25 protein-coding genes, 2 tRNA genes and 1 pseudogene are annotated in these 24,412 nt (G+C 71.2%); 11 read left to right on the forward strand and 17 right to left on the reverse strand.

The window, feature by feature from the left end:
* Positions 1 to 8: 8 nt before the first annotated feature.
* Positions 9 to 1,454, reverse strand: coding sequence for a 3-isopropylmalate dehydratase large subunit (gene leuC, locus CLV70_RS07890; protein ID WP_106125737.1), 1,446 nt, complete (start codon positions 1,452 to 1,454; stop codon positions 9 to 11).
* A gap of 49 nt (positions 1,455 to 1,503) precedes the next feature.
* On the opposite strand from leuC, the gene CLV70_RS07895 reads away from it, so the two are divergent.
* Entirely contained in the window at positions 1,504 to 2,190 is a 687-nt protein-coding gene (locus CLV70_RS07895) for an IclR family transcriptional regulator (RefSeq protein ID WP_106125738.1), read from the forward strand.
* Between the two features lie 306 nt (positions 2,191 to 2,496).
* On the opposite strand, the pseudogene CLV70_RS41990 reads toward CLV70_RS07895, so the two are convergent.
* The 7 genes and pseudogenes from CLV70_RS41990 to CLV70_RS07930 form a co-directional block, all read right to left on the reverse strand.
* Positions 2,497 to 3,042: pseudogene (locus CLV70_RS41990) on the reverse strand (MBL fold metallo-hydrolase); the annotation flags it as partial.
* A gap of 160 nt (positions 3,043 to 3,202) precedes the next feature.
* A tRNA-Glu gene (locus tag CLV70_RS07905) sits at positions 3,203 to 3,278 on the reverse strand.
* A gap of 102 nt (positions 3,279 to 3,380) precedes the next feature.
* A tRNA-Gln gene (locus tag CLV70_RS07910) sits at positions 3,381 to 3,452 on the reverse strand.
* Positions 3,453 to 4,103: 651 nt separating this feature from the next.
* A complete protein-coding gene (locus CLV70_RS07915; RefSeq protein WP_106125739.1) occupies positions 4,104 to 4,907 on the reverse strand; it encodes a fumarylacetoacetate hydrolase family protein in 804 nt (267 codons plus the stop codon).
* A 62-nt stretch (positions 4,908 to 4,969) separates the two neighbouring features.
* A complete protein-coding gene (locus CLV70_RS07920) occupies positions 4,970 to 5,218 on the reverse strand; it encodes a helix-turn-helix transcriptional regulator (RefSeq protein WP_106125740.1) in 249 nt (82 codons plus the stop codon).
* A complete protein-coding gene (locus tag CLV70_RS07925; RefSeq protein WP_106125741.1) occupies positions 5,215 to 6,066 on the reverse strand; it encodes an ABC transporter permease in 852 nt (283 codons plus the stop codon). The genes CLV70_RS07920 and CLV70_RS07925 overlap by 4 nt, the downstream gene beginning before the upstream one ends.
* Positions 6,063 to 7,025 carry an ABC transporter ATP-binding protein gene (locus CLV70_RS07930; protein ID WP_106126056.1) on the reverse strand — a complete coding sequence of 321 codons (963 nt, stop codon included), beginning with the start codon at positions 7,023 to 7,025 and terminating at the stop codon, positions 6,063 to 6,065. The genes CLV70_RS07925 and CLV70_RS07930 overlap by 4 nt, the downstream gene beginning before the upstream one ends.
* Positions 7,026 to 7,320: 295 nt before the next feature.
* On the opposite strand from CLV70_RS07930, the gene CLV70_RS07935 reads away from it, so the two are divergent.
* Positions 7,321 to 7,635 carry an alpha/beta fold hydrolase gene (locus CLV70_RS07935; RefSeq protein ID WP_106125742.1) on the forward strand — a complete coding sequence of 105 codons (315 nt, stop codon included), beginning with the start codon at positions 7,321 to 7,323 and terminating at the stop codon, positions 7,633 to 7,635.
* A 28-nt stretch (positions 7,636 to 7,663) separates the two neighbouring features.
* Positions 7,664 to 8,605, forward strand: coding sequence for a 3-methyladenine DNA glycosylase (locus CLV70_RS07940; RefSeq protein ID WP_106125743.1), 942 nt, complete (start codon positions 7,664 to 7,666; stop codon positions 8,603 to 8,605).
* A gap of 97 nt (positions 8,606 to 8,702) precedes the next feature.
* On the opposite strand, the gene CLV70_RS07945 is transcribed toward CLV70_RS07940, so the two are convergent.
* From CLV70_RS07945 to CLV70_RS07975, 7 genes are read right to left on the reverse strand one after another with little or no spacing between them, the layout of a single operon-like run.
* Positions 8,703 to 10,139, reverse strand: a complete 1,437-nt coding sequence (locus CLV70_RS07945) for an NAD-dependent succinate-semialdehyde dehydrogenase (protein WP_106125744.1) — start codon at positions 10,137 to 10,139, stop codon at positions 8,703 to 8,705.
* Positions 10,136 to 11,326, reverse strand: coding sequence for an iron-containing alcohol dehydrogenase (locus CLV70_RS07950; protein WP_158277729.1), 1,191 nt, complete (start codon positions 11,324 to 11,326; stop codon positions 10,136 to 10,138). The genes CLV70_RS07945 and CLV70_RS07950 overlap by 4 nt, the downstream gene beginning before the upstream one ends.
* Positions 11,319 to 12,074, reverse strand: coding sequence for an SDR family NAD(P)-dependent oxidoreductase (locus CLV70_RS07955; RefSeq protein WP_106125746.1), 756 nt, complete (start codon positions 12,072 to 12,074; stop codon positions 11,319 to 11,321). The genes CLV70_RS07950 and CLV70_RS07955 overlap by 8 nt, the downstream gene beginning before the upstream one ends.
* Positions 12,067 to 12,822: an HpcH/HpaI aldolase family protein gene (locus CLV70_RS07960; RefSeq protein ID WP_106125747.1), complete on the reverse strand. Its 756-nt coding sequence runs from the start codon at positions 12,820 to 12,822 to the stop codon at positions 12,067 to 12,069. The genes CLV70_RS07955 and CLV70_RS07960 overlap by 8 nt, the downstream gene beginning before the upstream one ends.
* Positions 12,819 to 13,724, reverse strand: a complete 906-nt coding sequence (locus tag CLV70_RS07965) for a cupin domain-containing protein (protein ID WP_106125748.1) — start codon at positions 13,722 to 13,724, stop codon at positions 12,819 to 12,821. The genes CLV70_RS07960 and CLV70_RS07965 overlap by 4 nt, the downstream gene beginning before the upstream one ends.
* Positions 13,721 to 14,644: a 3,5-dioxohexanoate:acetyl-CoA acetone transferase gene (kce, locus tag CLV70_RS07970; protein ID WP_106125749.1), complete on the reverse strand. Its 924-nt coding sequence runs from the start codon at positions 14,642 to 14,644 to the stop codon at positions 13,721 to 13,723. Before kce ends, CLV70_RS07965 begins: the two co-directional genes overlap by 4 nt.
* Positions 14,644 to 15,558 carry a DUF6282 family protein gene (locus CLV70_RS07975; RefSeq protein WP_106125750.1) on the reverse strand — a complete coding sequence of 305 codons (915 nt, stop codon included), beginning with the start codon at positions 15,556 to 15,558 and terminating at the stop codon, positions 14,644 to 14,646. Before CLV70_RS07975 ends, kce begins: the two co-directional genes overlap by 1 nt.
* 253 nt (positions 15,559 to 15,811) lie before the next feature.
* Here CLV70_RS07975 and CLV70_RS07980 point away from each other — a divergent pair, with 253 nt between their 5' ends.
* The 7 genes from CLV70_RS07980 (at position 15,812) to CLV70_RS39020 (ending at position 22,055) form a co-directional block, all read left to right on the forward strand.
* Positions 15,812 to 16,678 (forward strand): ABC transporter permease, encoded by an 867-nt coding sequence (locus CLV70_RS07980; RefSeq protein ID WP_211303681.1) that lies wholly within the window; start codon positions 15,812 to 15,814, stop codon positions 16,676 to 16,678.
* Complete coding sequence (locus tag CLV70_RS07985; RefSeq protein WP_106125752.1) at positions 16,675 to 17,484, forward strand: ABC transporter permease; 810 nt, start codon at positions 16,675 to 16,677, stop codon at positions 17,482 to 17,484. Before CLV70_RS07980 ends, CLV70_RS07985 begins: the two co-directional genes overlap by 4 nt.
* Position 17,485: 1 nt before the next feature.
* The gene (locus CLV70_RS07990; protein ID WP_106125753.1) at positions 17,486 to 18,574 is read left to right on the forward strand and encodes an ABC transporter ATP-binding protein; all 1,089 of its coding nucleotides are present in this window, start codon (positions 17,486 to 17,488) and stop codon (positions 18,572 to 18,574) included.
* 45 nt (positions 18,575 to 18,619) lie between these two features.
* Positions 18,620 to 19,681 (forward strand): extracellular solute-binding protein, encoded by a 1,062-nt coding sequence (locus CLV70_RS07995; RefSeq protein WP_106125754.1) that lies wholly within the window; start codon positions 18,620 to 18,622, stop codon positions 19,679 to 19,681.
* A gap of 30 nt (positions 19,682 to 19,711) precedes the next feature.
* On the forward strand, positions 19,712 to 20,470 hold the full coding sequence (locus CLV70_RS08000; protein ID WP_106125755.1) for an IclR family transcriptional regulator: 759 nt from the start codon (positions 19,712 to 19,714) through the stop codon (positions 20,468 to 20,470).
* Positions 20,457 to 21,422 carry a cyclase family protein gene (locus tag CLV70_RS08005; RefSeq protein ID WP_106125756.1) on the forward strand — a complete coding sequence of 322 codons (966 nt, stop codon included), beginning with the start codon at positions 20,457 to 20,459 and terminating at the stop codon, positions 21,420 to 21,422. Before CLV70_RS08000 ends, CLV70_RS08005 begins: the two co-directional genes overlap by 14 nt.
* Before the next feature lie 246 nt (positions 21,423 to 21,668).
* Positions 21,669 to 22,055 (forward strand): hypothetical protein, encoded by a 387-nt coding sequence (locus tag CLV70_RS39020; RefSeq protein WP_146163993.1) that lies wholly within the window; start codon positions 21,669 to 21,671, stop codon positions 22,053 to 22,055.
* Positions 22,056 to 22,104: 49 nt separating this feature from the next.
* Here the strand turns inward: CLV70_RS39020 and arfB are convergent, their stop codons facing one another.
* Positions 22,105 to 22,530 (reverse strand): alternative ribosome rescue aminoacyl-tRNA hydrolase ArfB, encoded by a 426-nt coding sequence (arfB, locus tag CLV70_RS08010; protein ID WP_106125757.1) that lies wholly within the window; start codon positions 22,528 to 22,530, stop codon positions 22,105 to 22,107.
* Positions 22,531 to 22,578: 48 nt separating this feature from the next.
* Positions 22,579 to 23,436, reverse strand: coding sequence for an EamA family transporter (locus CLV70_RS08015; protein ID WP_245908098.1), 858 nt, complete (start codon positions 23,434 to 23,436; stop codon positions 22,579 to 22,581).
* Between the two features lie 66 nt (positions 23,437 to 23,502).
* On the opposite strand from CLV70_RS08015, the gene CLV70_RS08020 reads away from it, so the two are divergent.
* Complete coding sequence (locus tag CLV70_RS08020) at positions 23,503 to 24,393, forward strand: LysR family transcriptional regulator (protein ID WP_106125758.1); 891 nt, start codon at positions 23,503 to 23,505, stop codon at positions 24,391 to 24,393.
* Positions 24,394 to 24,412 lie beyond the last annotated feature (19 nt).

Consider the following 24,412-nt stretch of genomic DNA (forward strand, 5'->3'; position numbering starts at 1 on the left):
CTTCGGCTCTACAGGTCGGCGGGGGCGGCCAGCTTGCCGGCCACGGCGGTGGCGGCGGCGACCTCGGGCGAGACCAGGTGGGTACGCCCGCCCCGGCCCTGCCGGCCCTCGAAGTTGCGGTTGGACGTGGAGGCGGCCCGCTGCCCCGGGCTGAGCGTGTCCGGGTTCATGCCCAGGCACATCGAGCAGCCGGCGAAACGCCACTCGGCGCCGGCGTCGACGAAGATCTTGTCGAGGCCCTCCTGCTCGGCCTGTTCGCGGACCACGTACGAGCCCGGCACGATCATCATCCGGACGCCCTCGTGCACCTTGCGCCCGCGGATCACCTCGGCGGCGGCGCGCAGGTCCTCGAGGCGCCCGTTGGTACAGGAGCCCACGAACACCACGTCCACCGGTACGTCCTTGAGCGGCGTGCCGGCCTCGAGGCCCATGTACTCCAGCGCGCGGCGGGCGGCGTTGCGCTCCACCTCGTCGACGAACTCCTCCGGATCCGGCACCCGGCTGTCGAGCGCCGCGCCCTGGCCCGGGTTGGTGCCCCACGTGACGAACGGGCTGATCGCGGAGGCGTCCAGGATCACCTCGGTGTCGTACTCGGCATCCTGGTCGGTGACCAGCGACCGCCAGTACTCCACCGCGGCGTCCCAGTCGGCACCCTTGGGCGCGTGCTCGCGGCCCTTCAGGTACGCGAACGTGGTCTCGTCCGGCGCGATCATGCCGGCCTTCGCACCCCACTCGATGGACATGTTGCAGATGGTCATCCGGCCCTCCATGGAGAGCTTGCGGATGGCCTCGCCGCGGTACTCGACGATGTGGCCGTTGCCGCCGCCGGTGCCGACCTGGGTGATCAGCGCGAGGATCAGGTCCTTGGCGGTGACGCCGGGGCGCAGCTCGCCGACGACCGTGACCGCCATCGTCTTCGGCTTCGCCTGCGGCAGCGTCTGGGTGGCGAGGACGTGCTCGACCTCGCTGGTGCCGATGCCGAAGGCCAGCGCGCCGAACGCGCCGTGGGTCGCGGTGTGCGAGTCGCCGCAGACGATGGTCGTGCCCGGCTGGGTGAGACCGAGCTGCGGGCCGATCACGTGGACGATGCCCTGCTGCTCATGGCCGAGCGAGCGGATCTGCACGCCGAACTCGGCGCAGTTCTTGCGCAGCGTCTCGATCTGGGTGCGCGAGGTCGTGTCCGCGATCGTGAGGAGGTCGCCGCGGCGGGTGTTGAACGCCGGGTCCGCGTACCCCGTAGGGGTGTTGTGGTCCTCGGTCGCGAGCGTGAGATCGGTGCGCCGGACCGGACGGCCGGCCAGGCGCAGGCCGTCGAAGGCCTGCGGGCTGGTCACCTCGTGCAGCAGGTGCAGGTCGATGTAGAGCAGATCAGGCTCACCCTCGGCAGCACGCACGACGTGGTCGTCCCAGACCTTCTCGGCCAGGGTCCTCGGCTTCGGAGTGACTCCCACCATCTGGACATCCTAAATTCTGGGAGGTATGTTTCGGCTTGTGGGACACAGTATGAGCGGTGTCGGCGTTCTCGACAAGGCGGTGGTCATCCTCGCGGCCTGTGTCGACGGCGCCAGCCTGGCCGAACTCGTCGACCGCACGAAGCTGCCCCGGGCGACCGCGCACCGGCTGGCCCAGGCCCTGGAGATCCACCGGATGCTGGTCCGGGACACCCAGGGACGCTGGCGGCCGGGCCCTCGCCTCGGCGAGCTGGCGAACGCGGCCCCCGACGTGTTGCTGACCGCCGCGGAGCCGTTGCTGGCCGCCCTGCGGGACGCCACCGGCGAGAGCGCGCAACTCTATCTGCGCCGCGCGGACGAACGCATCTGCGTGGCCGCGGCGGAACGGGCCAGCGGCCTGCGCGACACGGTCCCGGTGGGCTCGGTGCTGCCGATGGTGGCCGGTTCGGCGGCGCAGATCCTGCTGGCCTGGGAGCCGCCCGAGGCGGTGATGCCGCTGCTGCCCCGGTGCAAGTTCACCGGCCGCACCCTGGCCGAGGTCCGGCGGCGCGGCTGGGCCCAGAGCGTGGCCGAGCGGGAGCCGGGTGTGGCCAGCGTCTCGGCGCCGATCCGCGACCGGACGGGCCGGGTGATCGCCGCCATCTCGATAAGCGGTCCGATCGAGCGGCTCGGCCGGCGCCCGGGCGAGCGGCACGCGATGGCCGTGGTCCGCGCCGGGCAGCGCCTCAGCGGGCTGTAACCCGCGGAGGTGCCGACACGGGCGGCGCTGGCGGTCAGGGCTCCCGGACGGCGCTGTCGTGGGCGAACACCACGCGGGCCGGGTCGGACTCCTGTCCATCCATACCGGAGGGACCGGCTGCTCCTCGACAGCGCCGCCGACATCACCGTGGTCGGTGAGGCCGGCAGCGGCGGCTCCGCACCGTCCCCGGCGGCCCGCCTTACCCCGGCGGCCCGCCGTCACCCCGGCGGCGTGGTCGTGGCTCTGCCCGGCGACCACCACCGTGCCGTCGCGGCGGCGCACGACCACCGGCTGGTGCCCGGCGGTGTGGCCGGGAGTGGGCACGATCACCACCCCGGGCAGCACCTCGGCCTCGGCACGTGGTTCGGCAGCATCACCCCGCCGACCCCCGCTTGATCCGCCGCGTGCTCGCCGCAAACGTGTGCGCCGTCCAGCTCGGCGTGCGGGCGCGTCGACGAACTCCGGCAGCGTGTGACCCGCGACGTGGCGGGCGAGGTCCAGCTCCGCCCGCTGGGTGAAGATCGGGCGTCCGGGCAGCGCCGGGTTGCCGCCGCTGTGGTCGAGGTGCGGATGGCAGTTCACGACGCACCGGAGGTCGCCGGGCCGGGAGCCGGCGGCGGCGAGCGCGTCTGCCAGCGAAATGCGCCCGCCGAGAGCCGGCGGCGAGAGCGTCCGCCAGCGGGATGCGCGGGGGCCGGTAATGCGCCTCGACGTAGGGATCGCTGCCCGTGCCGGTGTCGACGAGCAGCGTGCCGCCGGGGTGGTCGACCAGGTAGCCCAGGCACGGCTCGACGCGGGGAGAGCCGGTCCCGGTCTCGACGGCCGGCCGGACGAAATAGCCGAAGTCGACACGGCTTACGCCGAGATCCGTCACACTGACAGTGTCCGGAGGCCGCCGGTGGCTACGCCGAGCGCGGAGACAGTGTCCCGGGCCGGAGGCCGCCGGTGGCTACGCCGAGCGTGGAGGCGGAAAAGCAGAACGGCCCGTGTCAGTGACACGAGCCGTTGGTGCTGGTAGTCCCGAAGGGATTCGAACCCTCGCTACCGCCTTGAGAGGGCGGCGTCCTAGGCCGCTAGACGACGGGACCGGGCCTTGCCTTTGTTGCTCTTGCTCGGTCTTTCCCGCTCCAGCAACGGTGCCGAACTCTATCAGAAGTCCAGCGCCGCTGATCTCGCGGGAGACCGTAGCGCTGGGGTACCAGGACTCGAACCTAGACTAACTGAACCAGAATCAGTCGGGCTGCCAATTACCCCATACCCCATCGGCACGACTTTCCGTGCCGGTTGAGAACTCTACCTGAGCCCATGGTGCCCACCAAATCGGGTTACCACCCGGCGTTTCCGTAACCTCGTGACTACGGCCTGAACAGGTCGGCGTGCGCGCGGCGTCGGTCACCGCCGACCGCCCGGTCACCCCGGCGACCGTGGGCACCGCGAGCCGGGGGTGCCGCACCGGCTCACGAAGGCGGTCGGCGCGCCGGCTCGCAAGCACCGTCGGCGCGCCGGCTCACGAAGGCCGTCGGCGCGCCGGGCCGCGTGCTCCCCCATGGCCGTCCGGCACGCCTCCGCGCTGGTCTCGGTCCACGGTGCGGGGGTACATCCGGCCCACGCCCTCCGGCGCGGGCGGCAGGCTCGCCGGACGGCCGAGGAAGCCGGTCATGACCGATCCGGGGTGGGTACTGCCGCCGCTGGAGCCCCGCCGGCCGCACCCGCGCGATGCACCGCGCCCACCCGTGGCTCAGCCGGGTGCCGGCGACCCGCCCGCCGTTCGGGCCCGGGACGTTCCGGGAACGCGAGGACGTGCGCTGTTCGGGCCCGGGACGTTCCGGGAACGCGAGGACGTGCGCTGTTCGCGGCCGCGGTGACGGTCGGCAGGAGGGCGAGAACGTGCTCCTGCGCCGCGGGAAGCGCCGTCAGTCGAGCGTGACCACCGGGTTGCGCAGTTCGCCGATGCCCTGCACGCTCACCGACACCGTGTCGCCGGCGACGATCGGGCTCACCCCGGCCGGGGTGCCGGTGAGGATCACGTCGCCCGGCAGCAGCGTCATGACGTGGGACACGTACGAGACCAGCGTCGGCACGTCGAAGACCAGGTCCTTGGTGCGGCCGAGCTGGCGTACCTCCATCTCGTCGGGGTTGCGGCCCACCTCGCACCGGACCTCGAGGTCGCTGACGTCCAGCTCGGTCTCGATCCACGGGCCGAGCGGGCAGAACGAGTCGAAGCCCTTGGCCCGGGTCCACTGCGGGTCGCTGCGCTGCAGGTCACGAGCGGTCACGTCGTTGCCGACGGTGTAGCCGAAGATCGCCTTCTCGGCGCCGGCCCGGTCCACCCGCCGGGCGCCGCTCGCGCCGATCACCACCGCCAGCTCGGCCTCGTGCTCGACCTGCTGGGTGACCGGCGGGATGCGGATGGCGTCGTTCGGCCCGATCACCGAGGTGGAGGGCTTGATGAAGATCAGCGGCTCCTTGGGCACCTCGTTGCCGAGCTCGGCGGCGTGGTCCGCGTAGTTGCGCCCGATGCCGATGACCTTGCTGGAGAAGATCGGCGCGAGCAGCCGGATGTCGGCCAGGGCCCAGCGCTGGCCGGTGAAGCGGACGTTCTGGAACGGGATGCTGTCGATCTCGGCGATGGTCAGGCCCTGGGTGCCGGACTGCGACTCCCCCTCGACGACCCCGAAAGACACGCCACCGGCATGAACGAAACGAGCGAAACGCACGGATAACCCCATCCATCGAAAGCTGGCCCGCAGGAACTTCGAACCTGCGCGCTAGGACGAGGCTACGCGCTGCGCTGCGCCGAATCCGTGCCGAGCCGGGGGAACGGCCGGAGGCTGAACACCACCTCGACTGGCACCTCGAAGTAGTCGCAGATGCGCAGCGCGAGGTGCAGCGACGGGCTGAACTCGCCGCGCTCGAGGTAGCCGACCGTCTGGTAGTGCACGCCCAGCGCGTCCGCGAGCTGCCGCCGCGAGATGCCACGCTCGGCGCGCAGCATCGCGATGCGGTTGTACGTGACTTCGGAGCTCATCCGACGGGCCGCTGCATAGCCTTCTCGCGGCGCGCCGCGACCGCCGAGCCGGACTCCCGCCGGGCCATCCGGCGCAATACCGCCGGGGCGAGGATCAGCCCGGCCACCGCCCACAGGCCCAGCACGCCGGCCGTCTCCAGCTGCCGCCAGGAGTGGCCCAGCTCGGCGGCCGTCGAGGCGTCGGGCAGGAACACGGAACGCATGCCCAACCCTAGCCAGTACACCGGGAACCCCTGCGCGACGCCCTGCAACCAGCCCGGCATCGCGCTGATCGGGTAGAAGATCCCGGAGATCGCGACGAGGCCGATGAGCGGCAGCATGATCAGCCCGAGGTTGCGCGCGCTGTCGATCACCGAGCCGATCACGGCGCCCAGCGGCATGGTGGCGACGAAGCCGAGCGGCACCAGCCAGAGCAGCGTCAGCCAGCCGCCGGCGTCGACGCTCAGGCCGTCGACGAGGAAGAGGCCCGGCACCAGCTGGAGCAGGAACGAGCACGCCGTCATGCCGCCGACCAGCACGATCTTGCCGACCAGGTAGCCGGACATCCCGTTCGGCGTCGCCTTGGCCCGCAGCAGCGTGCCGTCCTCGCGGTCGGTGACCAGCAGCGTGGCCACGGTCATCAGGCCGGCGAAGGCGATGCCCATGCCGAACGTGCTGGGCAGGGTCCGAGCGCCGAGCGAGATGTCCGTGCCCGGCACCGTCGCGTTGCGCATGAAGAACACCGTGCCGACCAACAGCACCGCCGGGAACAGGTACGTCCACAGATCCGTGACGTTGCTGAACGTCTGCCGCAGCTCGATGCCCCCGCGGGCGAAACCCGTGCGCGCGGCCGTGCCGATGCTGCTCACAGCGCCTCCTCGAACGCGCTCACGGCGGATGCCGAGCGGCCCGCCTCGAAGTCCCGGACCAGCGTCATGTAGGTCTCCTCGAGTCCCGCCCGGCGCACCTCGAGGTCGCCGATGCCGTCGCCGTACTGCCGGAAGAGGTCGCGGACGAAGCGGGTGGCGTCGGCGGCCGAGTGCACGTAGCGGTTGCCGTCGCGGGTCCAGCGGATCTCCGACTCGCGGGCGATCCGGCGGGAGAGCTCGTCGGCCGAGCCGTCGGCGATGATCCGGCCGCCCGCCAGGATGACGATGCGGTCGGCGAGCTTCTCGGCCTCGTCGAGGTCGTGCGTGGTCAGCACGACGGTCGTCTCGTCCACATCGGTCAGCCGGTGCACCAGGTCGTGGAAGTCGCGGCGGGCGGAGGGGTCGAAGCCGACCGTCGGCTCGTCGAGGAAGAGCAGCTCGGGACGCCCGACGATGCCGATGGCGACGTCGAGCCGGCGGCGCTGGCCGCCGGAGAGCCGGCCCACCCGCTGCTGCGCCTGTCCGGCGAGGCCGACGACCTCGATCAGGTCGTCGACCGGCCAGGGCCGCCGGCGCTCCGGCGTGGAGTATCCGGCGTAATACGTGCCGAGGTGGTGCAGCAGCTCGCGCACCCGCCACTTGCTGTGGTCGCGCCAAGACTGGAGAACCACGCCGAGCCGGGCCCGCCAGCGCTCTCCGCCCACCGCCGGGTCGACGCCGAGCACGCGCACGTCGCCGGCCGACCGCATGCGGAAGCCCTCGAGGATCTCGATGGTGGTGGTCTTGCCGGCGCCGTTGGGCCCGAGCACGGCGACGACCTCGCCGCGCCGGGCGGAGAAGTCGAGCCCGCGCAGCACGTCGGTGCTGCCGTAGCGCATGCGCAGGCCGCGCACTTCCAGCACCGGCTCACCCAGCGGTGTGCCGGTGGCCTCCCGAAGCGCCCCCGTCGAAGTCGTCATGACGAGCACCTTATCAAGTATGTAGTAGTTGTACTACATTCCCTCGCATGCCAACTATTACCAGCGCCGACGGCACGCGGCTCGGCGTGACCAGCACCGGTTCCGGCCCCGGCCTCGTCGTCCTGCCGGGCGGCCTGAGGTCCGCCCACGACTACGTCAGGCTCGCCGCCGGACTCTCCGACCTCCGCACCGTGCACGTTCTCGACCGCCGGGGACGGGGTGCGAGCGGGCCGAAGGGTCCGGCGTACGCGATCGAGCGCGAGGTGGAGGACGCCGCCGCGGTGCTCGACGGATCATGCTGCACACCGCGGGCGGCCGGGAGACCCGGGCGCTGCTGCACACCCTGCCCTCGGAGTGGCGCATCGCGGCCGGCCTCGACTCCGACGGCACCCGCTACGCCGCCATCGACTCGCCGACGCTGATCATCGCCGGTGACCGCAGCCCCGGCTGGCTCCGCCGGGTGCAGGTGGAACTGGCGAAACTCGTGCCGGGTGCGGCGTACACCTGCTCGCCGGGCCTGGACCACAACGCCCCGGACGTCAGCGCACCCGAGACCGTGGCGAACCTCGTTCGGGCGTTCCTCGTCACCGGTGGCGCCACGGCTCGATAGGACTGGACTTGCTGGATACGCTGGTGCGATGGGGATCAGCGAGACACACGCGCTGACCACCGTGCTGCCCAGCATCAGCTGGATCCCGCTGGCCCGGGGGCACGCCGAGCGCGCCGACGAGATGACGGCCGGCCACCGCACCCGCAAGGCGGCCGGCGAGAAGCACGCGATAGAGGATTTCCTCTACGACTACTACGGCACCCGCCCGGCCCAGCTCCGCCGCTGGCACCCCGGCGTGGGCACCGGCCTCGGCCCGGCCCCCGACGGCCTCGCCGAGCACGCCGCGTGGAAGTTCTACACCACCCGCACCGACGGCGTGGTGACCCTCGACGTCGAGGCGTACATGCAGGCCCGCGGCGAGAGCGTCCGCTACATCCACGGCCTGCTCACCGCGACGGCGTCCCGCCCGGCCTTCTCCGGCTGTTTCGGCCTGCACGAGTGGGCGATGGTCTACCGCCAGCCCGAGCACCGCCGCCACCCGCTCCCGCTGCGCCTCGGCCAGGCGGAGACCGACAAGGTGGTCGAGCAGCACCCGATCCGCTGCACCCACTTCGACGCGTTCCGCTTCTTCACCCCGGAGGCGGTCGGCCTCAACCGCCTCCAGCCGACCCGCGCCACCCAGGTCGACCTCGACCAGCCCGGCTGCCTGCACGCGGCCATGGACTGCCACAAGTGGGCGAGCAAGCTCGGCCCGGCCGTCCCCGGCGCCCTCGCCCTCGACTGCTTCGCCCTGGCCGGCGACATCCGCCTGCTCGACATGCAGGCCAGCCCCTACGACCTCAGCTCCTACGGCCACCCCCCGGTGAAGATCGAAACCCCCGAGGGCAAGGCCGAATACGTGACCCGCCAGCGCGAGTTCGCCCGCCGGGCGGCAGCGCTCCGCGCCCGCCTGATCCGGGTCTGCGACGAGCTCCTCGGCCCGGCCCTCGCGGCCGAGAACCGCGAGGCCGTAGCACCCCACAACACCTGACCCTCCCGTACGCCCGACGAGGCCACCCACCCGCAACACCGTGGCGCCGCCCTCACGAGCGGCCCGCGGTCGAGGCCGACCGGAGGAAGCGCCGCCGTCAGGCGGTCAGGGCGATGTATTTCTCCTCGAGGAACTCGAGGATGCCCTCCGAGCCGCCCTCGCGGCCCAGCCCGCTCTGCTTGACCCCGCCGAACGGGGCGGCCGGGTCGCTGACCACGCCGCGGTTGACCGCCACCATGCCCGCCTCGAGGCGGCGGGCGACCGCCATCGCTTCGCGTTCCGGGCCGAAGACGTACGCCATCAGGCCGTACACCGTGTCGTTGGCCATCCGGACGACCTCGTCGACGGAGTCGAAGCGGACGACGGCCGTGACCGGGCCGAAGATTTCCGTGGTGGTGATGGGGGTTCCGTGGGTGACGCCGGTCAGGAGGGTCGGATCGTAGAAGGCGCCCTTGTCCGAGGCGTGGCCGCCGCGGCGGAGTTCGGCGCCGGTGGTCAGCGCCTGGGAGACGAGATCTGCCACCTTGTCGCGTTCGGCGACCGAGACGAGGGCGCCGAGGCCGTTCGTGCGGTCCAGGCCGGGGCCGACGGAGATGCCGGCGAGGGCCTCGTCCATGCGGGTGACGAATTCGTCGTGGACGGAGCTGTGGACGTAGAAGCGGTTGGCGGCCGTGCAGGCCGAGCCGCCGTTGCGCATCTTGGCGAGCAGCGCGCCCTCGACCGCCACGGCCAGGTCCGCGCCCGGGAGCACGATGAGCGGGGCGTTGCCGCCGAGTTCCATCGAGGCGCTGACCACGCTGTCGGCGCACGCGTGCAGCAGTTCGCGGCCGACCTCGGTGGAGCCCGTGAAGGAGAGTTTGCGCACCTCGGGCCGGTCGATCATGCGTTTGACCAGCGGGCCGGTCGGGACGGGGGTGACCAGGTTGACGACGCCGCGGGGCACGCCGGCGCGGCGCAGGACCTCGACCACGTACGCCGCGGTCAGCGGGGTCTCGCGGGCCGGCTTGAGGATCGTCGTGCAGCCGGCGGCCAGGGCCGGGCCGAGTTTGCGGGTCGCCATCGCGGCCGGGAAGTTCCACGGCGTGATGAGCAGCGAGACCCCGATCGGCTGGCGGTCGACGACGATGCGTTTGTCGCCCGCCGGGGAGAGGCGGTAGTCGCCCGGCACGCGTACCGCCTCCTCGGCGAACCAGCGGAAGAACTCCTTCGCGTAGTTCGCCTCGCCGATGGCGTCGGACCAGGACTTCCCGTTCTCCCGCACCATGATCTCGGCGAAGAGCTCCACCTCGGCGGTCAGGATCTCGTACGCCGAGCGCAGCAGCTCGCCGCGTTCCCGGGGGGCCGTGGCCGCCCAGCCCTCCTGCGCCGCCGCCGCGGCGTCGACCGCGTCCAGGCAGTCCTGCTCGCTCGCGATCGCGAACCGGGCGATGGTCGACAGGTCGGCCGGGTCGACGACGTCGAACCGCCCGCCGCCGGCGCCGGGCCGCCACTCGCCGTCGATGAACAGGTCGGTGATGAAGTCGCTGCGCGTCATGATGCTCCTTCGAATGCGCGCTCCAGGATGTCCAGCAGCGCCGCCCGCGTCGGTTCGATGGGCGCGATCGCGATCAGCCGCTTCGACCCCAGCGCCAGTTCGGCGATGCGGGGCAGCTGATCGCGGGTCACGCCGATCCCGGCAAGGTTCGACGGTACGCCGATCGCCCGGTTGATCTCCGCGACCCGCGCCCGCAGCCTCTCCTTCGACGCCTCCCGCACCGGAATGCCTTCGAGGGCGGCGCCCAGCGCGGCCAGCCGGTCCCCGTTCAGCGCGTCGATGACGTACGGAAGCATCAGTCCCGTCCCGAGACCGTGCGGCGTCTTCGTCAGCGCGCCGATCGGGTATTGCAGCGCGTGGCACAGGTGGGTGCCGGTGGAGCCGAAGGCCATGCCGGCGAGCAGCGCCCCCTTCGCCACCTCCTCCCGCGCCCGCCGGTCGTCCGGCTTCGTGACGGCGACTGGCAGCCCCGGCCCGAGGTGCCGCGCGGCCTGCAACGCGATCGGCTCGATGAGCGCGTTGCGCCCGGTGAAGACGGGCAGCGGCAGGGACCAGTCGAGGGTGAACTCCCGCGCCGTGTACGACTCGACCGCGTGCACGAGCGCGTCGATGCCCGAGTACGCCGTGACCGGCGCCGGCGAGCCGACGGTGAACTCGGGGTCGACGATCGCCACGGCCGGCACCAGGAACGGGCTGGAGATGCCCACCTTCAGTTCCCGGTCCGGGTCGGAGACGACCGCCACCGGGGTCACCTCGGAGCCGGTGCCCGCCGTGGTGGGCAGGGCCACGATCGGCAGCACCGGCCCCGGCACCAGGTTCTCGCCGTAGTAGCCGCTGAGCGGGCCGGGATGCACCGCGAGCAGCGCGATGAGCTTGGCCGCGTCGAGCGCGCTGCCGCCGCCGATCGCCACGACGACGTCGGGCCCGTAGTCGCGGGCGAGCGCCCCGGCCTCGTCCAGGGTGCCGACCGGAAGCTCCGGGGTGATGTCCGAGTGGATCCGCACCTCGATCCCGGCGTCCCGCAGGCCGGCCAGGATGTCACCGTAGAACCGGCTGTGGACGAGAAACGGGTCGACCACGGCGAAGACCTTGCGGCCGTGGACGAGCACCGCCTCCGCCAGCTGCGCCCGGGAGCCGTAACCGAAGTGGATCCGGCCGGGCAGCCGCAGGGTCCCGACGTCAGGCAACGAAACCACCGTCCACCGGCAGGATCACGCCGCTGAGGTGGCTCGCCCGGTCGCTCAGCAGGAAGGAGACCGTCGCCCCGACCTCCGCGCCGGTGCCGGCCTTGCGCAACGGGGTCCGCGCGATGCGTTCCTCGACGCCGCCGGGGATCGCCCGCCGGGTCGCCTCCAGCATGGGCGACTCGGTGGGGCCGGGAGCGATCACGTTCACCCGGATGCCGAGCGGCCCGAAGTCGTGCGCGGCCGTCCGGGTCAGCCCGATGACGGCGTGCTTGCTCGCCTGGTAGCCGCCCATGCCGGAGCTGCCACGCAGCCCGCCGATGCTGCTCACGTTGACGATGGAACCGGCGCCCTGCCGCTCCATCACCCGCACCTCCTCGCGCATGCACAGCCACGTGCCCTTGACGTTCACCGCGAGGAGACGGTCGAAGTCCTCCTCCGTCACCTGGTCGAGCCGGCCGGCCTGGGTCATGGCCGCGTTGTTGAAGGCGCCGTCGAGCCGGCCGAACCGGTCGACCGTCGCCCGCACGAAACGCGCGACGTCCCCGGCGTCGGAGACGTCGCCGGTGGTCCAGGCGACCTCGTGCCCGGCCTTGCCGAGCTCGGCGGCCGTCTCGGCGAGCGGCCCCTCGGAGCGCGCCACGAGCATCAGGGACGCGCCGTCGGCGGCGAACACCCGGGCGGCGTCGGCGCCGATCCCCGCGCTGGCCCCGACGACCAGGATCACCTTGCCCGCAAGCAGTTCAGCCATTGCCAACCTTCCTCGCTGCGTCGACGGCGGCCCGCGCGGCGGCGCCGAACAGGCTCGCGTCGTTGCTCAACATCGTGAACGTGAAGCCGGCGGCCAGGGAGGCGCGCACCGCGTCGGCCGTCGCGCCGCCGGCGTTGCCGACCGGCACCCCGGCCCGGCGGCCCTGCTCGACGGCTTCGGCCATGAGCGCGACCACGGCCGGGTCGGATTCCGTACGGCCCTCGCTCACAGACAGGTCCGCGGCGCCGACCAGCAACGCGTCGACCCCGTCCAGCGCCGCGATCCCGCCCGCGTTGCGTACCCCGAGGGCGCTCTCGATCTGGGCGATCAGCACGACCTCCTCCTGGCCGTAGCGCAGGTATTCGGCGCGGGGCAGCGCACCCCAGGCGCCGGCGCGGCCGGTGGAGCCGACGCCGCGGGTGCCCAGCGGCGGGAAACGCACCGCGGAGACGGCCGCCCGCGCCTGCTCCACGGTGTCGACGTGCGGCACCATGACGCCTCCCGCGCCGGCGTCGAGCACCCGCTGCACCAGCCCCCCGGCCAGCTCCGGCACCCGCACGATCGGCGTGACGCCCCGGAAGAGCGCCGTGCCGATGAGCTGGTACGCGGTCTCCAGGTTGATCGGCGAGTGCTCCAGGTCGATCACGGCGAAGTCGAAGCCGGCCAGCGCGACCAGCTCCATGACCTCCATGGCCGGGATCTTCACCCACGTGCCCAGGGCCGGGCCGGCCTCCGTACGGAAGATCATCTGGCCGGGTAGTCGTCGGCGTTGAGCACCCAGCCGGACGCGGAGAAGTCCGTCCGCGGCGGCGAGAAGATGTCGATGAGCTGCTGGTGCTCGCCGATCCCCTGGGTGGTGTGCACGGTCGGCGGCGGGATCACGCAGATCGAGGGGGTGGCGATCTCGCGGTGCTCGTCGGCGCGCCACCGGGTCGAGTCCGGCCCCCACGGGTAGCGGATGTGGTGCACGAAACGGCCCTTCACCGCGAGCGAGATCTGCTCGAAGTCGTCGTGGTGGTGCGGCGACAGCTTCTTCTCGTCGCGGGGCCGCGGCTCCTCGGCGAGGAAGTTCACCATCAGGTTCGTGGTGCGGAAGATCCGGCCGAAGCGGCCCTCGGCGATCGGGGTGTCGGCGAGCCGGTAGACGCGCAGCCGGAACCCGCCGACCGGGTCGGGCCAGGGCTCCAGCGGCGCGGCGCGCTCGTCCGGCTCGGCGTACGCGTCCGCGTTCAGCGAGCCGCCGGTCAGGTCCGGCGCGACCGAGGAGAACAGCCGGATGAGTACGCCGTCACCGTCGGCGCGGACGACGCTGTCCCCCGGCGGCACGACCACGAAGGCCTCCTCGGCAACGGACGTCTCCTCGGCGCCGGCCCGTACGGTCACCGGCGCGCTGTCCGAATACATGAGGATCGCGTACTCATCCGGCTGGCCGGTGCGGGCGAACTCGTCGCCGGCCTTCGCCTCGGTGTAGGAGAGCACCAGGTTGGCGGCGCGCGCCAGCCACGTACGGCTGCCGTTCGGCGCGGTCTCGGTGGGTTCGTGGGTCAGGAACTCGATCCACTGGGAGGGCCTGATCGGTGTCGTCACGTCCACCCTGGGGGCCGCGGTCACCAGCTTCGAGCGGATGTCGTCCGCCGCGTACGTGGTCATGAGGGGTTCCTTCCTCGCAGCGCGAGCATCGCGCGGGCGTCCGCCGGGGTGGCGATCTCCTTGCCCAGGTCCTCGAGCACCGTGCGGATCTTGGTGACCTGCTGGGCGTTGCTCTCCGCGAGCCGGCCCTTGCCGATCCAGAGGCTGTCCTCCAGCCCGACCCGGACGTGCCCGCCGAGCCAGGCGCTGTGCGTGCCGAACTGCATCTGGTCGCGCCCGGCCGCGAACGCGGAGAACCAGTAGTCGTCGCCGAAGAGCTTGTCGGCGATGCGCACCATGTGCTCGAGGTTCTCGTGGTCGGCGCCGATGCCGCCCAGGATGCCGAAGACCCCCTGGATCAGCAGCGGCGGCTTGGCCAGCCCCTTGTCGACGAAGTGGGCCAGCGAGTAGAGGTGGCCGATGTCGTAGCACTCGTACTCGAAGCGGGTGCCGTTCGCGCCCAGCGTCCGCAGCGTGTGCTCGATGCGGTCGAAGGAGTTGATGAACGGGTGCGAGTACGTGTTGAGCACGTACGGCTTCTCCCAGTCGTGCTTCCACTCCTTCACCCGGTCGGCGATGCCGGAGTAGACGAAGTTCATCGAGCCCATGTTCAGCGAGGCGAGCTCGGGCTCGAAGCGGGTGGCCGCGGCCAGCCGCTCGTCCATCGTCATGGCCGACGAGCCGCCGGTGGTGATGTTGATGACGGCGTCGGTGCGCGCCATGATCGGCGGGACGATCTCCTCGAAGATCTCCGGCTCGAACGCGGGCCGGCCGTCCGGGTGCCGGGCGTGCAGGTGCACCACCGCCGAGCCGGCCTCCACCGCCTCGACGGCGGCCTCGACCACCTGCGCGGCGGAGAGCGGCAGGTACGGGCTCTGCGACGGGATGTTGACCGAGCCCGTCACGGCCGTGGTGATGATGACCTTCCGGGCCCGCCGCATCAGTTCTTCTCCTCCAGCCCGAGGAGGTAGGCCGTGTTGCGGCAGATCATCTGGCGGATGTCGGCCGCGGGGATGCCGTGGTCGAGCAGCTGCTGGATGATCAGGAGGTAGGCGTCCACCGGCAGCGGGTTGCCCTGCTGTCCCAGGTCGGAGTCGAGGACCGTGCGCTCGGGGCCGATCTTCTTGATCCAGTCGACCAGGCGCTCGATGGGCCACCGGGGCGCCGGCACGTCCGGGTGGTACATCGACAGCTCGTGCTCGACGAAGGCGCCGTAGCCGATCATCTCCTCGATGTCGGTGTCGCTCGCGTTGACGATGAAGTCGGGGTGGTGCAGCAGGAGCCGCCGCACCCCGTTGTCCTTGGCGGTCTTGAAGAAGGCCTTCATGGACGGGCCGTCGAGGTGGCCGCCGGAGAGCAGGATGTCGGCCTCGCCGACCAGCCGGGTCACCAGCTCGGTGTCCTCCGAGATGTCACCGGAGGCGTCGAAGATCGAGACCTCCTTCTCGTAGAGGTTGCCGGCGGCGCTGGGGAAACCGTCGTCGTGGCTGTGCGCACGGATGTGCTGGGCGGCGGAGACCGTCGGGCCCCAGACGCACTTGCCGCCCATCGTGATGGCGACCGCCACGGCCGACGGGTTGATGCCGCCGACCTCGGAGTTCAGCGCGACCCCGCCGTACATGGGGGTGGGCGCGTCCTTGAGCGGCGTCCGCATGGCGAGCAGGTCCATCACCGTGTTGTGGTGGTGCGACTTGACCAGGATCGCGCGCATGTTGATCCGCGCGGCGTCGTAGGACGCCTCGACGTGGTCGAACCGGCGGGGGAACGGGCTGGGGCCGGAGTGACAGTGCAGATCGACCGCGCCGTGCAGCACCTTGAGCAGCGCCGGCGTCGGCCTCGGTGCAGCGTTGACCATGGGTGCCTCCTGTTGTTCGCATGTCGGACGTCGAGTTCATCGTACGTACGAAAGTTGGTCCGTCAAGCCCCGCAAAAGGCCTGGTGAAGGACTCCGGGCTTGGACTTGTTCGGATTACGACTTTGGTTATTGCGCTATGAACATAGTCCTGCTCTACTGGCGGAGCATCAGGCGCCGATAACACTCCGGAAACACACTTGCGCCCGCCATACTCCCCAGGCGAGCCCACAAAACGGGCGAAAGGCGGATGAAAATGCCAGGTCTTGCACGACGGCGTACGCCGAGCCCGCAGTGGCTGCTCCTGCTGCCGGCCCTCGCCCTGCTCACCGTGATCCTCCTGGTGCCGCTGGGCCGCAGCTTCTCGCAGAGCTTCGGCGACACCGGCTGGACCCTGGAGCACTACAAGACGCTCTTCACCGACGGCGTGACCCTCACCGTGCTGCTCCGCACCGCCATGACGGCGGCGATCGTCACGGTGATCGCGCTGCTGCTCGGTTATCCGTACGCGTATCTCATGACCCGGGCCGGCCCCCGCCTGCGCGGCATCATGATGGTCGTGGTCCTGGTCCCCTTCTGGACCTCCGTCATGGCCCGCAACTTCGCCTGGATCATCATTCTGCAGCGCAACGGGCCGGTGGATTCGTTCTTCCAGCTCTTCGGCCTGAACGTGGTGCTCTACGAGTCGGTCGCCGGGGTGACCGTCGCGATGAGCCAGGTGCTGCTGCCCTTCATGGTGCTGCCGCTGTTCAGCGCGCTGAGCGGCATCGACCGCAAGCTCCTGCTCGCGGCCCGGGGCCTCGGCTCGCACCCGGTGGTGGCGTTCTGGCGCATCTACTGGCCGCTGTCGCGGGGCGGCGTGGTCTCCGGGCTGATCCTCGTCTTCACCCTGAGCCTGGGCTTCTACGTCACGCCGGCGCTGGTCGGCTCGCCCCAGCAGTCGCTGGTCGCCCAGCTGCTCGGCCAGCGCACCACCCAGCTGCTCGACTTCGAGGGCGCCAGCGCGCTCGGCATGCTCGTCCTGATCGTCACGCTCGTCCTCGTCGCCTGGGCCAACCGGATCGGCGGCACCATCTCGGCGATCGGCGTCGCCGCCTCCGCACCCACGAAAGGCCGGCCATGAGGACACGTACGCGCGGGGTCGACCCGATCCCGTGGTGGCTCAAGCTGACCGCCGTCGCGGTGGGGCTGTACTTCATCCTGCCCACGCTCTTCGTCATCCCGATGAGCTTCAGCTCCGCGTCGACGTTCCAGTTCCCGCCGCGCGGCTTCTCGCTCCGGTTGTACGAGAACTTCTTCACCAACCCGGCGTGGCTCGACGCGCTCGGCAACTCGGTGATCGTGGCCGTGCTCGCCGCCTCGCTCGCCACCCTGGTCGGCACGACCGCGGCGCTCGGCCTGCACAACCTGCGGGGGCGGCTGGCGCGCTATGTCCGTACCCTTCTCATGATCTCGATGGTCACGCCCGCGATCGTCATCGCTGTCGCCATCTACATCTCCTTCCTGCAGTGGCAGCTGGTCGGCACCTTCCCCGGTTACGTGCTCGCCCACGCCGCGATCGGGGTGCCCTTCGTGCTCGTGTCGGTGACGAGCGCCCTGGGCGGCTTCGACCCCAAGCTGCTGCGCGCCTCCTCGTCGCTGGGTGCCACGCCGCTGCGCACCTTTCTCACCGTCACGATGCCGCTGATCCGCCGGGGCATCGTGACCGGCGCGGTCTTCGCCTTCGTGACCTCGTTCGACGAGGTCGTCATCGCCCTGTTCCTGCGGGCGCCGACGCTGGAGACGCTGCCGGTGAAGATGTACAACTCCGTCACCGTCGAGATCGACCCCACCATCGCCGCCTCCTCCAGCGTGGTCGTCACCGCGGTGACCAGCATCTGCCTGGTCCTGCAGTTCGTGGGCAGCCGCAAGAAGACAGCAGGGAGCTGACATGCCCACCTCCGGAACCCAGATCCGCCTGACCGGCGTCACCAAGGACTACGGCCTGGCCGTGCCGGCCGTCGACGACGTGTCGCTCACCATCGAGCCGGGCGAGTTCATGACGCTGCTCGGCCCGAGCGGCTCGGGCAAGACCACCACGCTCAACCTCATCGCCGGGTTCGAGACGCTCACCTCGGGCACGATCGAGTTCAACAGCGCCGACGTGAGCTCACTGCCGCCGCACAAGCGCAACCTCGGCATGCTCTTCCAGAACTACGCGCTCTTCCCGCACATGACGGTCGCGCAGAACGTCGCCTACCCGCTGCGGGAACGCAAGCTGCCCAAGGCCGAGATCGCCCGCAAGGTGGCCGAGGTGCTGGAACTGGTCCAGCTGACCGGCCGGGACGGCCACCACCCGAGCCAGCTGTCCGGCGGCCAGCAGCAGCGGGTGGCGCTCGCCCGCGCCATCGTCTTCGACCCGAACGCGCTGCTGCTCGACGAGCCGCTCGGCGCGCTCGACCGCAACCTGCGCGGCGCCCTGCAGGCCGAGATCCACCGGATCCACCAGGAGGTCGGCACGACCTTCGTCTTCGTCACGCACGACCAGGAGGAGGCGATGAACCTCTCGGACCGCATCGCCCTCTTCAACAACGGCCGCATCGAGCAGGTGGGCACCCCCGAGGCCCTCTACCAGCGACCGGAAACGCTGTTCACGGCCCGATTCCTCGGCGATTCCAACGTCTTCGAGCCGAGCAAGACGGCCGACGGCACCATCGTCTGGGAGAACTGTGTCTGGGCCACCGAGCCCGGCACGGTGTCGGACCTCACGAAGGCCGGCACGCGGGCCGCGCTCGTCGTGCGGCCCGAGGATGTGCACATCGCCGCCGACGGTGATGTGGCGCCGACCGGCGCGAACGCGGTGGCCGCGACCATCCGCGACATCGAATACATGGGCGCCTACCGGACTGCCGTGCTCTCGCTCGGTCAGTCCGGCACCGTCGGCCGCGCCCGGCTCGGTGCCCTGGAGAGCGGACTGACCGTCGGCCAGTCCGTCACCGCCTGGTGGCACGTCGGGCGTCAGCGACTCGTCGCTGTCTGAACTCGCACTCCCCCCTTCGGTTCGACAGTCTGTAAGGACATAACGATGGCAAAATCGACCTCCGCTGTCGCCGCCCTCGGCGCCACCCTCGCCCTCACCCTGCTGGCCGGCTGCGGCGGCGGGGACGCCGCCCAGTCCGGCGGGAAGATCACCCTGACCTTCACCGCGTACGGCGGCGCCGGTCAGGACGCCATGATCAAGGCGTACCAGACGCCGTACACGGCCACCCACCCGGACGTCAGCTTCGTCAACACCTCGCCGCCCGACCTCGCGCAGGTCAAGGCGCAGGTGCTGAGCAAGTCGGTGAAGTGGGACGTCGTCGCCCTCGCCCCCGCGGCCGCCACGCAGAACTGCGGCAAGCTGTTCGAGGAGCTCGACATGTCCGGCGTGGACACCAAGGACCTGATCCCGCAGACCATCGGCAAGTGCTACGTGGCGAACTGGATCAACGCCAGCCCGATCGCCTACCGCACCGACGCCTTCCCGGACCCGGCGAAGGCACCGAAGACCGTCCAGGACTTCTTCGACCTGCAGAAATTCCCTGGCCAGCGCGGCATCCTCAGCAACCTGCAGAACGGCATCCTGGAATACCCGCTGCTCGCCGACGGCGTCGACCCGAAGAGCCTCTACCCGCTGGACATCGACCGGGCGCTGAAGAAGCTCGACACGATCCGCGACAAGACCACCTTCGCCCCCAACGTCGGCGCGCTGCAGCAGGCGGTCGGCGCGAACCAGGTGGACATCTTCATCCTGCCGGACTCCCGGCTGGTGCCGCTGATGAACGACGGCAGCAAGATCACCGTCACCTGGGACAAGACCGTGGCCTCGCTCAACGCCTTCGGCGTCCCGAAGGGAACCAAGAACAAGGCCGCCGTGCAGGAGTTCCTCAAGACGATCGTGACTCCGGAGTCGGTGGCGACCATCTCCGAGCTGGTGGGCACCGCGCCGGTGAACAAGGCCGCCAAGCCCAACCTCTCGGAGAACGCCAAGAAGGTGCAGGTCTACGGCCCGGTCAACACCGGCGAGACGGTCCTGCAGGACGTCGACTGGTACGCCCAGAACTTCGACCAGGCCACCACCAAGGTCAACAACTGGCTCGTCCGGTAGACGTTCCTCTATGTGAACTAGGATTTCGACATGGCGAACATCGAGGCGAGTGACGCGTCGACCTCCGACATCCGGGCCGTGGCGCGCGTCGGCCAGATCTGCGCGCTCTTCGGCCCCCGCGTCCTCGAACTCTCGGCGGCCGACGTGGCGGAGCGGACCGGCCTCAACCGGACCACCGCGTACCGCTACTGCGCCTCCATGGTCGCGGCGGGCATCCTCGAACGGGGTGCCCGCCGGGGGAGCTTCACGCTCGGCCCGCTCATGCTGGAGCTGGGCACCCTGACCCTGGGCCGCCAGCGGGTCGTCGAGATCGCCCGTCCCTACCTGCAGAAGCTGAGCGCCGCCGTCCGCATGACGGCGGTGCTCAGCGTCCGCGGCGCCCAGGGGCCGATCGTGGCGCTCGTCGAGGAGGACACGAGCCGGCTGGTGGTGGTGACGGTGCACCCCGGCACCAAATTGGACATCACGGCCGCGCAGACCCGGCTGTTCCTCGCATTCACCGACGCGTCCACCCTCGAGAACCTGCTGACCGGGCTGTCGCCGGTCGAGCGGGCCCAGGTGGACGCCGAGATCTACGCGGCCCGGCAACGGCGGTTCAGTTTCGTACGGGCACCCGGCGGCCCGTTCGTGGTGGCCGTACCGGTCTTCGACGAGCGCGGGCTGTGCGCCACGATCGCCGTCCTCGGCGCCGGCGACCTCCCGGACCTCACCCCGTGCCTTGACCAGCTGCAGGCGACGGCCGCGGCACTGAGCGACGAACTGGGGGCGGCCTCCCATGCCGACGTATGACGACCTCGCCTCGGCCCAGCCTCCCCACTCCAGCTGGGAATTCTTCGGCCGCGGCGACGAACTGGGCACCATCAACCTGCTGACCCCCGAACGCGTCGCCGCGGCGGCACGCCTGATCCGTACGGGCCGGCAGTTCGGCCTCGACTACCCGGTCAACGCGTTCGAGCCGTACCCGACCGGCACCCGCCCGGCGACCCGGCACCAGGTCTTCGCCAACAACGAGTTCCACCGCGACGACTGGCTCGACTCGTTCTACCTCCAGTCCACCTCCCAGCTCGACGCGCTGCGCCACATCGGCCACCCCACGTACGGCTTCTACAACGGGCTCCCTGCCGCGGAGAACAACCAGCAGTCGACCCGGCTGGGCATCCACAACTGGGCCGCGAAGGGCATCGCGGGCCGCGGCGTCCTCCTCGACGTGGCACGCTTCCTCGACCCGTACGACTGCGAGACCACCGTCGTGCTCGACGCGGCCACCCTCGACGCGATCGCGGCCGCCCAGCACGTCGACTGGCACGGCGGCGACATCCTCCTGCTGCACACCGGCTGGGCGGCGAACTACGTCGCGAAAACCCCCGAGGAACGCGCCGAATTCAACACCCGCAACAAATCCCCCGGCCTCGCCCAGCGCGAGGAGATCCTGCGCTGGCTGTGGGACCACGAGATCGCCCTGGTGGCGAGCGACACCCCGGCGGTGGAGGCGGACCCCGTCCTGGAGTCGGACTTCCGCGTACCGGGCGAACGCCCCCCGGACCGCGGCGTCAACCACAGCGGCATGCTCCACCGCCCGCTGATCGCCCTGCTGGGCATGGCGATGGGCGAACTCTGGAAACTCGACGACCTGGCGGCGAGCTGCGCGCAGGACGGCCGCTACGACTTCTTCCTGACCTGCAAACCCCTCAACCTCCCGGGTGGCGTCGGTTCCCCACCGAACGCCCAGGCCATCAAGTAGCCGGCCCACACGGCCGCGCTTCTTCTCGCATTGAGGTGTTCGACCGAGCCGGGGACGGCCCGGCGGGGCGGCGCTGGGCGGCCACTTTGGCGGCCGGCCGTAGCCTCGGTGGCATGACGAACGCCGAGAACGCCCGCCAGCCCGACGACGGTGCCGGGGCCGAAATCGCTCGCTCCGCCGAAAACGTCAAGCGCCGGTCCGGTAGCCGGCAGGCCACCACCGGAATACGCGCCTCAAAGATGCGTCGTGCTACGCGGAAGCCGCGTTCTCGCGCCCCTGCCAAGCGGGGAGCCGTGGCGCCCGAGACGAGCCGGTTTCGGCGCCGAGTATGACGTCGATATCCGGCGCGGTTCGATCTTCCGGCGCTCCCGCGCCGCGGTACAGCGCGCCTTCGGTTCGCGTGAGGTGCAGGCCCGGTTGGTAAACTTGAGCGCGCGCTCGAACTGGCCGTCGTCGACAAGCGTCGTGAGGAACCTCTCGCAGGTCGAGGTCCGAGCCCTCGACCGGTTTCCCGAGATCCAGACCAAAACCGAGCAGGCCTTCGCCGCCCTTGCCACTGCTGTGGAATCGATGGACGAGCCCGACGGGCGTCACGACCCGGCCCGTCTGGGCGGGTCGGCGGACGCGGTGTGAAGCATGACCGGCTCGATCGTCCGCAGGAGTTACTGTCCCGCCCAGACGATCAGTCGACGTCGCCGCGGCGGTTGCGCTTGATCTGGGCTCGGCGTTTCTTCTCGCCGATGCGGCGTTCGACCGAGCCGCGGGAGGGCTTGGTCGGGCGGCGCTGGCGGGGTGGTGGGGCGATGGCCTCGCCGACCAGCATGGCGAGGCGGGCCTGGGCCGCCTCGCGGTTGCGGAGCTGGGAGCGGTGTTCGGAGGCGGTGATGGTCAGCACGCCGTCGATCAGCCGGTTGCCGAGCCGGTCCGCCGCGCGTTCCTTCAGTGCGGGCGGGAGCGAGGGTGATCCGAGGAGGTTCCAGGAGAGCTCGACGCGGGAGTCGGTGGTGTTGACGCCCTGGCCGCCGGGGCCGCTGGAGCGGGAGAAGCGCCACGACAGCTCGGCGGCGGGGATCACCAGCCGGTTGCTCACCTGGATGTCGTCGGGCACGGGCCCAGCATTCCACCCGCGGGGCCGGGACCGCCATGCGGTTTCCGATCACGAGAAGGCGGTGGAGCCGATGCTCGCGACGACCACCAGGACCACCGCCGCCGCCGCGATCGGGGTCAGGGGCTGGGCGAGCAGGAGCCAGCCGGCGAGGGCCGCGGCCGCCGGTTCGAGGCTGAGGAGTACGCCGAAGGCGCGCTTGGGGAGGCGGCGCAGGGCCGACAACTCCAGCGTGTACGGGATCACCGACGCCAGCAGGCCGGTGCCCAGCGCGATCAGCAGCAGGTGCGGTGAGGTCAGGGCCTTCTCCGCGCCCGTCATGCCGCCGGGGAGCAGGACCAGGGCGCCGACGGTCATCGCCACCGCGAGGCCTCCCTGGCCGGCGACCGCGGCTCCGGCGTGGGAGCTCGCCACGATGTAGAGGGCCCAGAACACGCCCGCGAGCACGACGAACACCACGCCGAGCGGGTCGAGGGCGGTGGCGCCGTCGCCGAAGCCGAACGCCGCGACGCCCGCGGCGGCGAGCAGGACCCAGCCGAAGTCGCGGAGGCGCCGGGACAGGATGGCGGCCAGGGTGAGCGGGCCCAGGAACTGGATCGTGACCGCCGGGCCCAGCGGCACGCGCGCGATGGCCGCGTAGAAGAACCCGTTCATGCCCGCCATCGTGGCGCCGAGCAGCAGCACCGCCCGCCACTGGTGGCGCCGCCAGGACCGTACGGCCGGCCGCGCCACGGCGAGTAGCACGCCGGCCGCGAGGCTCAGCCGCAGCAGCGTCGCGCCGGCGCTGCCGGTCACGGGAAAGAGCCGGGCGGCGAGCGCGGCGCCCACCTGGAGCGAGGCGCACGAGCCGAGCACCATGAGGACGGCGGGGCCGGGCGCGGCGCCGATGCGCGGGGTAGCGATGGTCACGGGTTCACGATCCCGACCCGCCGACCCTTTCGTCCAGCGAATGTTTCTGAGCGATAATCATCAGCAATGTTGGACCTTCATCGCCTCCGGCTGCTGCGCGAGCTCGATCGGCTCGGCACGCTCGCCGCCGTCGCGAAGGCGCTCAACTACAGCCCGTCCGCCATATCGCAGCAGCTCAGCGTGCTGGAGTCGGAGACCGGGGCGACGCTGCTGGAGCATGTCGGGCGGGGCGTACGGCTCACCGCGCAGGCCCGGATCCTGGTGCGGCACGCCGAGGCGATCCTGGAGCGGATGGAGCGCGCCGAGGCCGAGCTGGCGGCGAGCATGACGGAGGTCACGGGCACGCTGCGGGTGGCGTCGTTCCAGTCGGTGATGCTGGCGCTGGTTCCCGGCGCGCTGTCGCGGCTGACGGCGGAGCATCCGGGGCTGCGGGTGGAGATCACCCAGGAGGCCGCCGCCCCCGCGTTCGCCGGGCTGCTCGCCCGGGACTTCGACGTCGTCCTCGGCGAGTGCTATCCCGGCGTGCCGGAGCCCGTCCTGCCCGGCGTCGACGAGGAGGATCTGCTCGAGGACGAGATCCGGATGGCGGTGCCGCGGCGCGGGCCGTGGCACCGGGCGCGGCTGGCCGAGCTGAGCGAGGCGCCGTTCGTCTTCGACCCGGACGACGTGACGGCCGGGCACTGGGCGCGGCAGCTGTGCCGCGGGGCCGGGTTCGAGCCCGACGTCCGCTTCCAGAGCGCCGATCTGCTGCTCCAGCTCCGCCTGGTGGAGAGCGGGCACGCCGTCGCGTTCGTGCCGGATCTGCTGTGGACCGGCCGCAGCCCCGGCGACCTGGAGGTGCGGCACCTGCCGGGCCGCCCCCGGCGGCGGCTCTACACGGGCGTGCGCAGCGGCTCGGCCGGCCAGCCGGCGATCCGCGCCTTCCGCTCCGCCCTGCAACTCACGGCCACCGGCTGAGCCACCCCGGCAACAGCGG

The sequence above is a fragment of the Pseudosporangium ferrugineum genome, assembly GCF_003002065.1.
Classification (GTDB): domain Bacteria; phylum Actinomycetota; class Actinomycetes; order Mycobacteriales; family Micromonosporaceae; genus Actinoplanes; species Actinoplanes ferrugineus_A.

Excerpts from the sequence above, each read along its gene's own strand:
- CLV70_RS07990 (WP_106125753.1), top strand. The coding sequence starts at position 17,486 with ATGCCCACCTCCGGAACCCAGATCCGCCTGACCGGCGTCACCAAGGAC.
- CLV70_RS07920 (WP_106125740.1), bottom strand. The coding sequence starts at position 5,218 with ATGAGCTCCGAAGTCACGTACAACCGCATCGCGATGCTGCGCGCCGAG.
- CLV70_RS07935 (WP_106125742.1), top strand. The coding sequence starts at position 7,321 with ATGCTGCACACCGCGGGCGGCCGGGAGACCCGGGCGCTGCTGCACACC.
- CLV70_RS08005 (WP_106125756.1), top strand. The coding sequence starts at position 20,457 with ATGCCGACGTATGACGACCTCGCCTCGGCCCAGCCTCCCCACTCCAGC.
- CLV70_RS07930 (WP_106126056.1), bottom strand. The coding sequence starts at position 7,025 with ATGACGACTTCGACGGGGGCGCTTCGGGAGGCCACCGGCACACCGCTG.
- CLV70_RS07940 (WP_106125743.1), top strand. The coding sequence starts at position 7,664 with ATGGGGATCAGCGAGACACACGCGCTGACCACCGTGCTGCCCAGCATC.
- CLV70_RS07955 (WP_106125746.1), bottom strand. The coding sequence starts at position 12,074 with ATGGCTGAACTGCTTGCGGGCAAGGTGATCCTGGTCGTCGGGGCCAGC.
- kce (WP_106125749.1), bottom strand. The coding sequence starts at position 14,644 with ATGCGGCGGGCCCGGAAGGTCATCATCACCACGGCCGTGACGGGCTCG.
- CLV70_RS07960 (WP_106125747.1), bottom strand. The coding sequence starts at position 12,822 with ATGATCTTCCGTACGGAGGCCGGCCCGGCCCTGGGCACGTGGGTGAAG.
- CLV70_RS07945 (WP_106125744.1), bottom strand. The coding sequence starts at position 10,139 with ATGACGCGCAGCGACTTCATCACCGACCTGTTCATCGACGGCGAGTGG.
- CLV70_RS07895 (WP_106125738.1), top strand. The coding sequence starts at position 1,504 with ATGAGCGGTGTCGGCGTTCTCGACAAGGCGGTGGTCATCCTCGCGGCC.
- leuC (WP_106125737.1), bottom strand. The coding sequence starts at position 1,454 with ATGGTGGGAGTCACTCCGAAGCCGAGGACCCTGGCCGAGAAGGTCTGG.
- CLV70_RS07995 (WP_106125754.1), top strand. The coding sequence starts at position 18,620 with ATGGCAAAATCGACCTCCGCTGTCGCCGCCCTCGGCGCCACCCTCGCC.
- CLV70_RS08020 (WP_106125758.1), top strand. The coding sequence starts at position 23,503 with ATGTTGGACCTTCATCGCCTCCGGCTGCTGCGCGAGCTCGATCGGCTC.
- CLV70_RS07980 (WP_211303681.1), top strand. The coding sequence starts at position 15,812 with ATGCCAGGTCTTGCACGACGGCGTACGCCGAGCCCGCAGTGGCTGCTC.
- CLV70_RS07965 (WP_106125748.1), bottom strand. The coding sequence starts at position 13,724 with ATGACCACGTACGCGGCGGACGACATCCGCTCGAAGCTGGTGACCGCG.
- CLV70_RS07985 (WP_106125752.1), top strand. The coding sequence starts at position 16,675 with ATGAGGACACGTACGCGCGGGGTCGACCCGATCCCGTGGTGGCTCAAG.
- CLV70_RS07975 (WP_106125750.1), bottom strand. The coding sequence starts at position 15,558 with ATGGTCAACGCTGCACCGAGGCCGACGCCGGCGCTGCTCAAGGTGCTG.
- CLV70_RS08000 (WP_106125755.1), top strand. The coding sequence starts at position 19,712 with ATGGCGAACATCGAGGCGAGTGACGCGTCGACCTCCGACATCCGGGCC.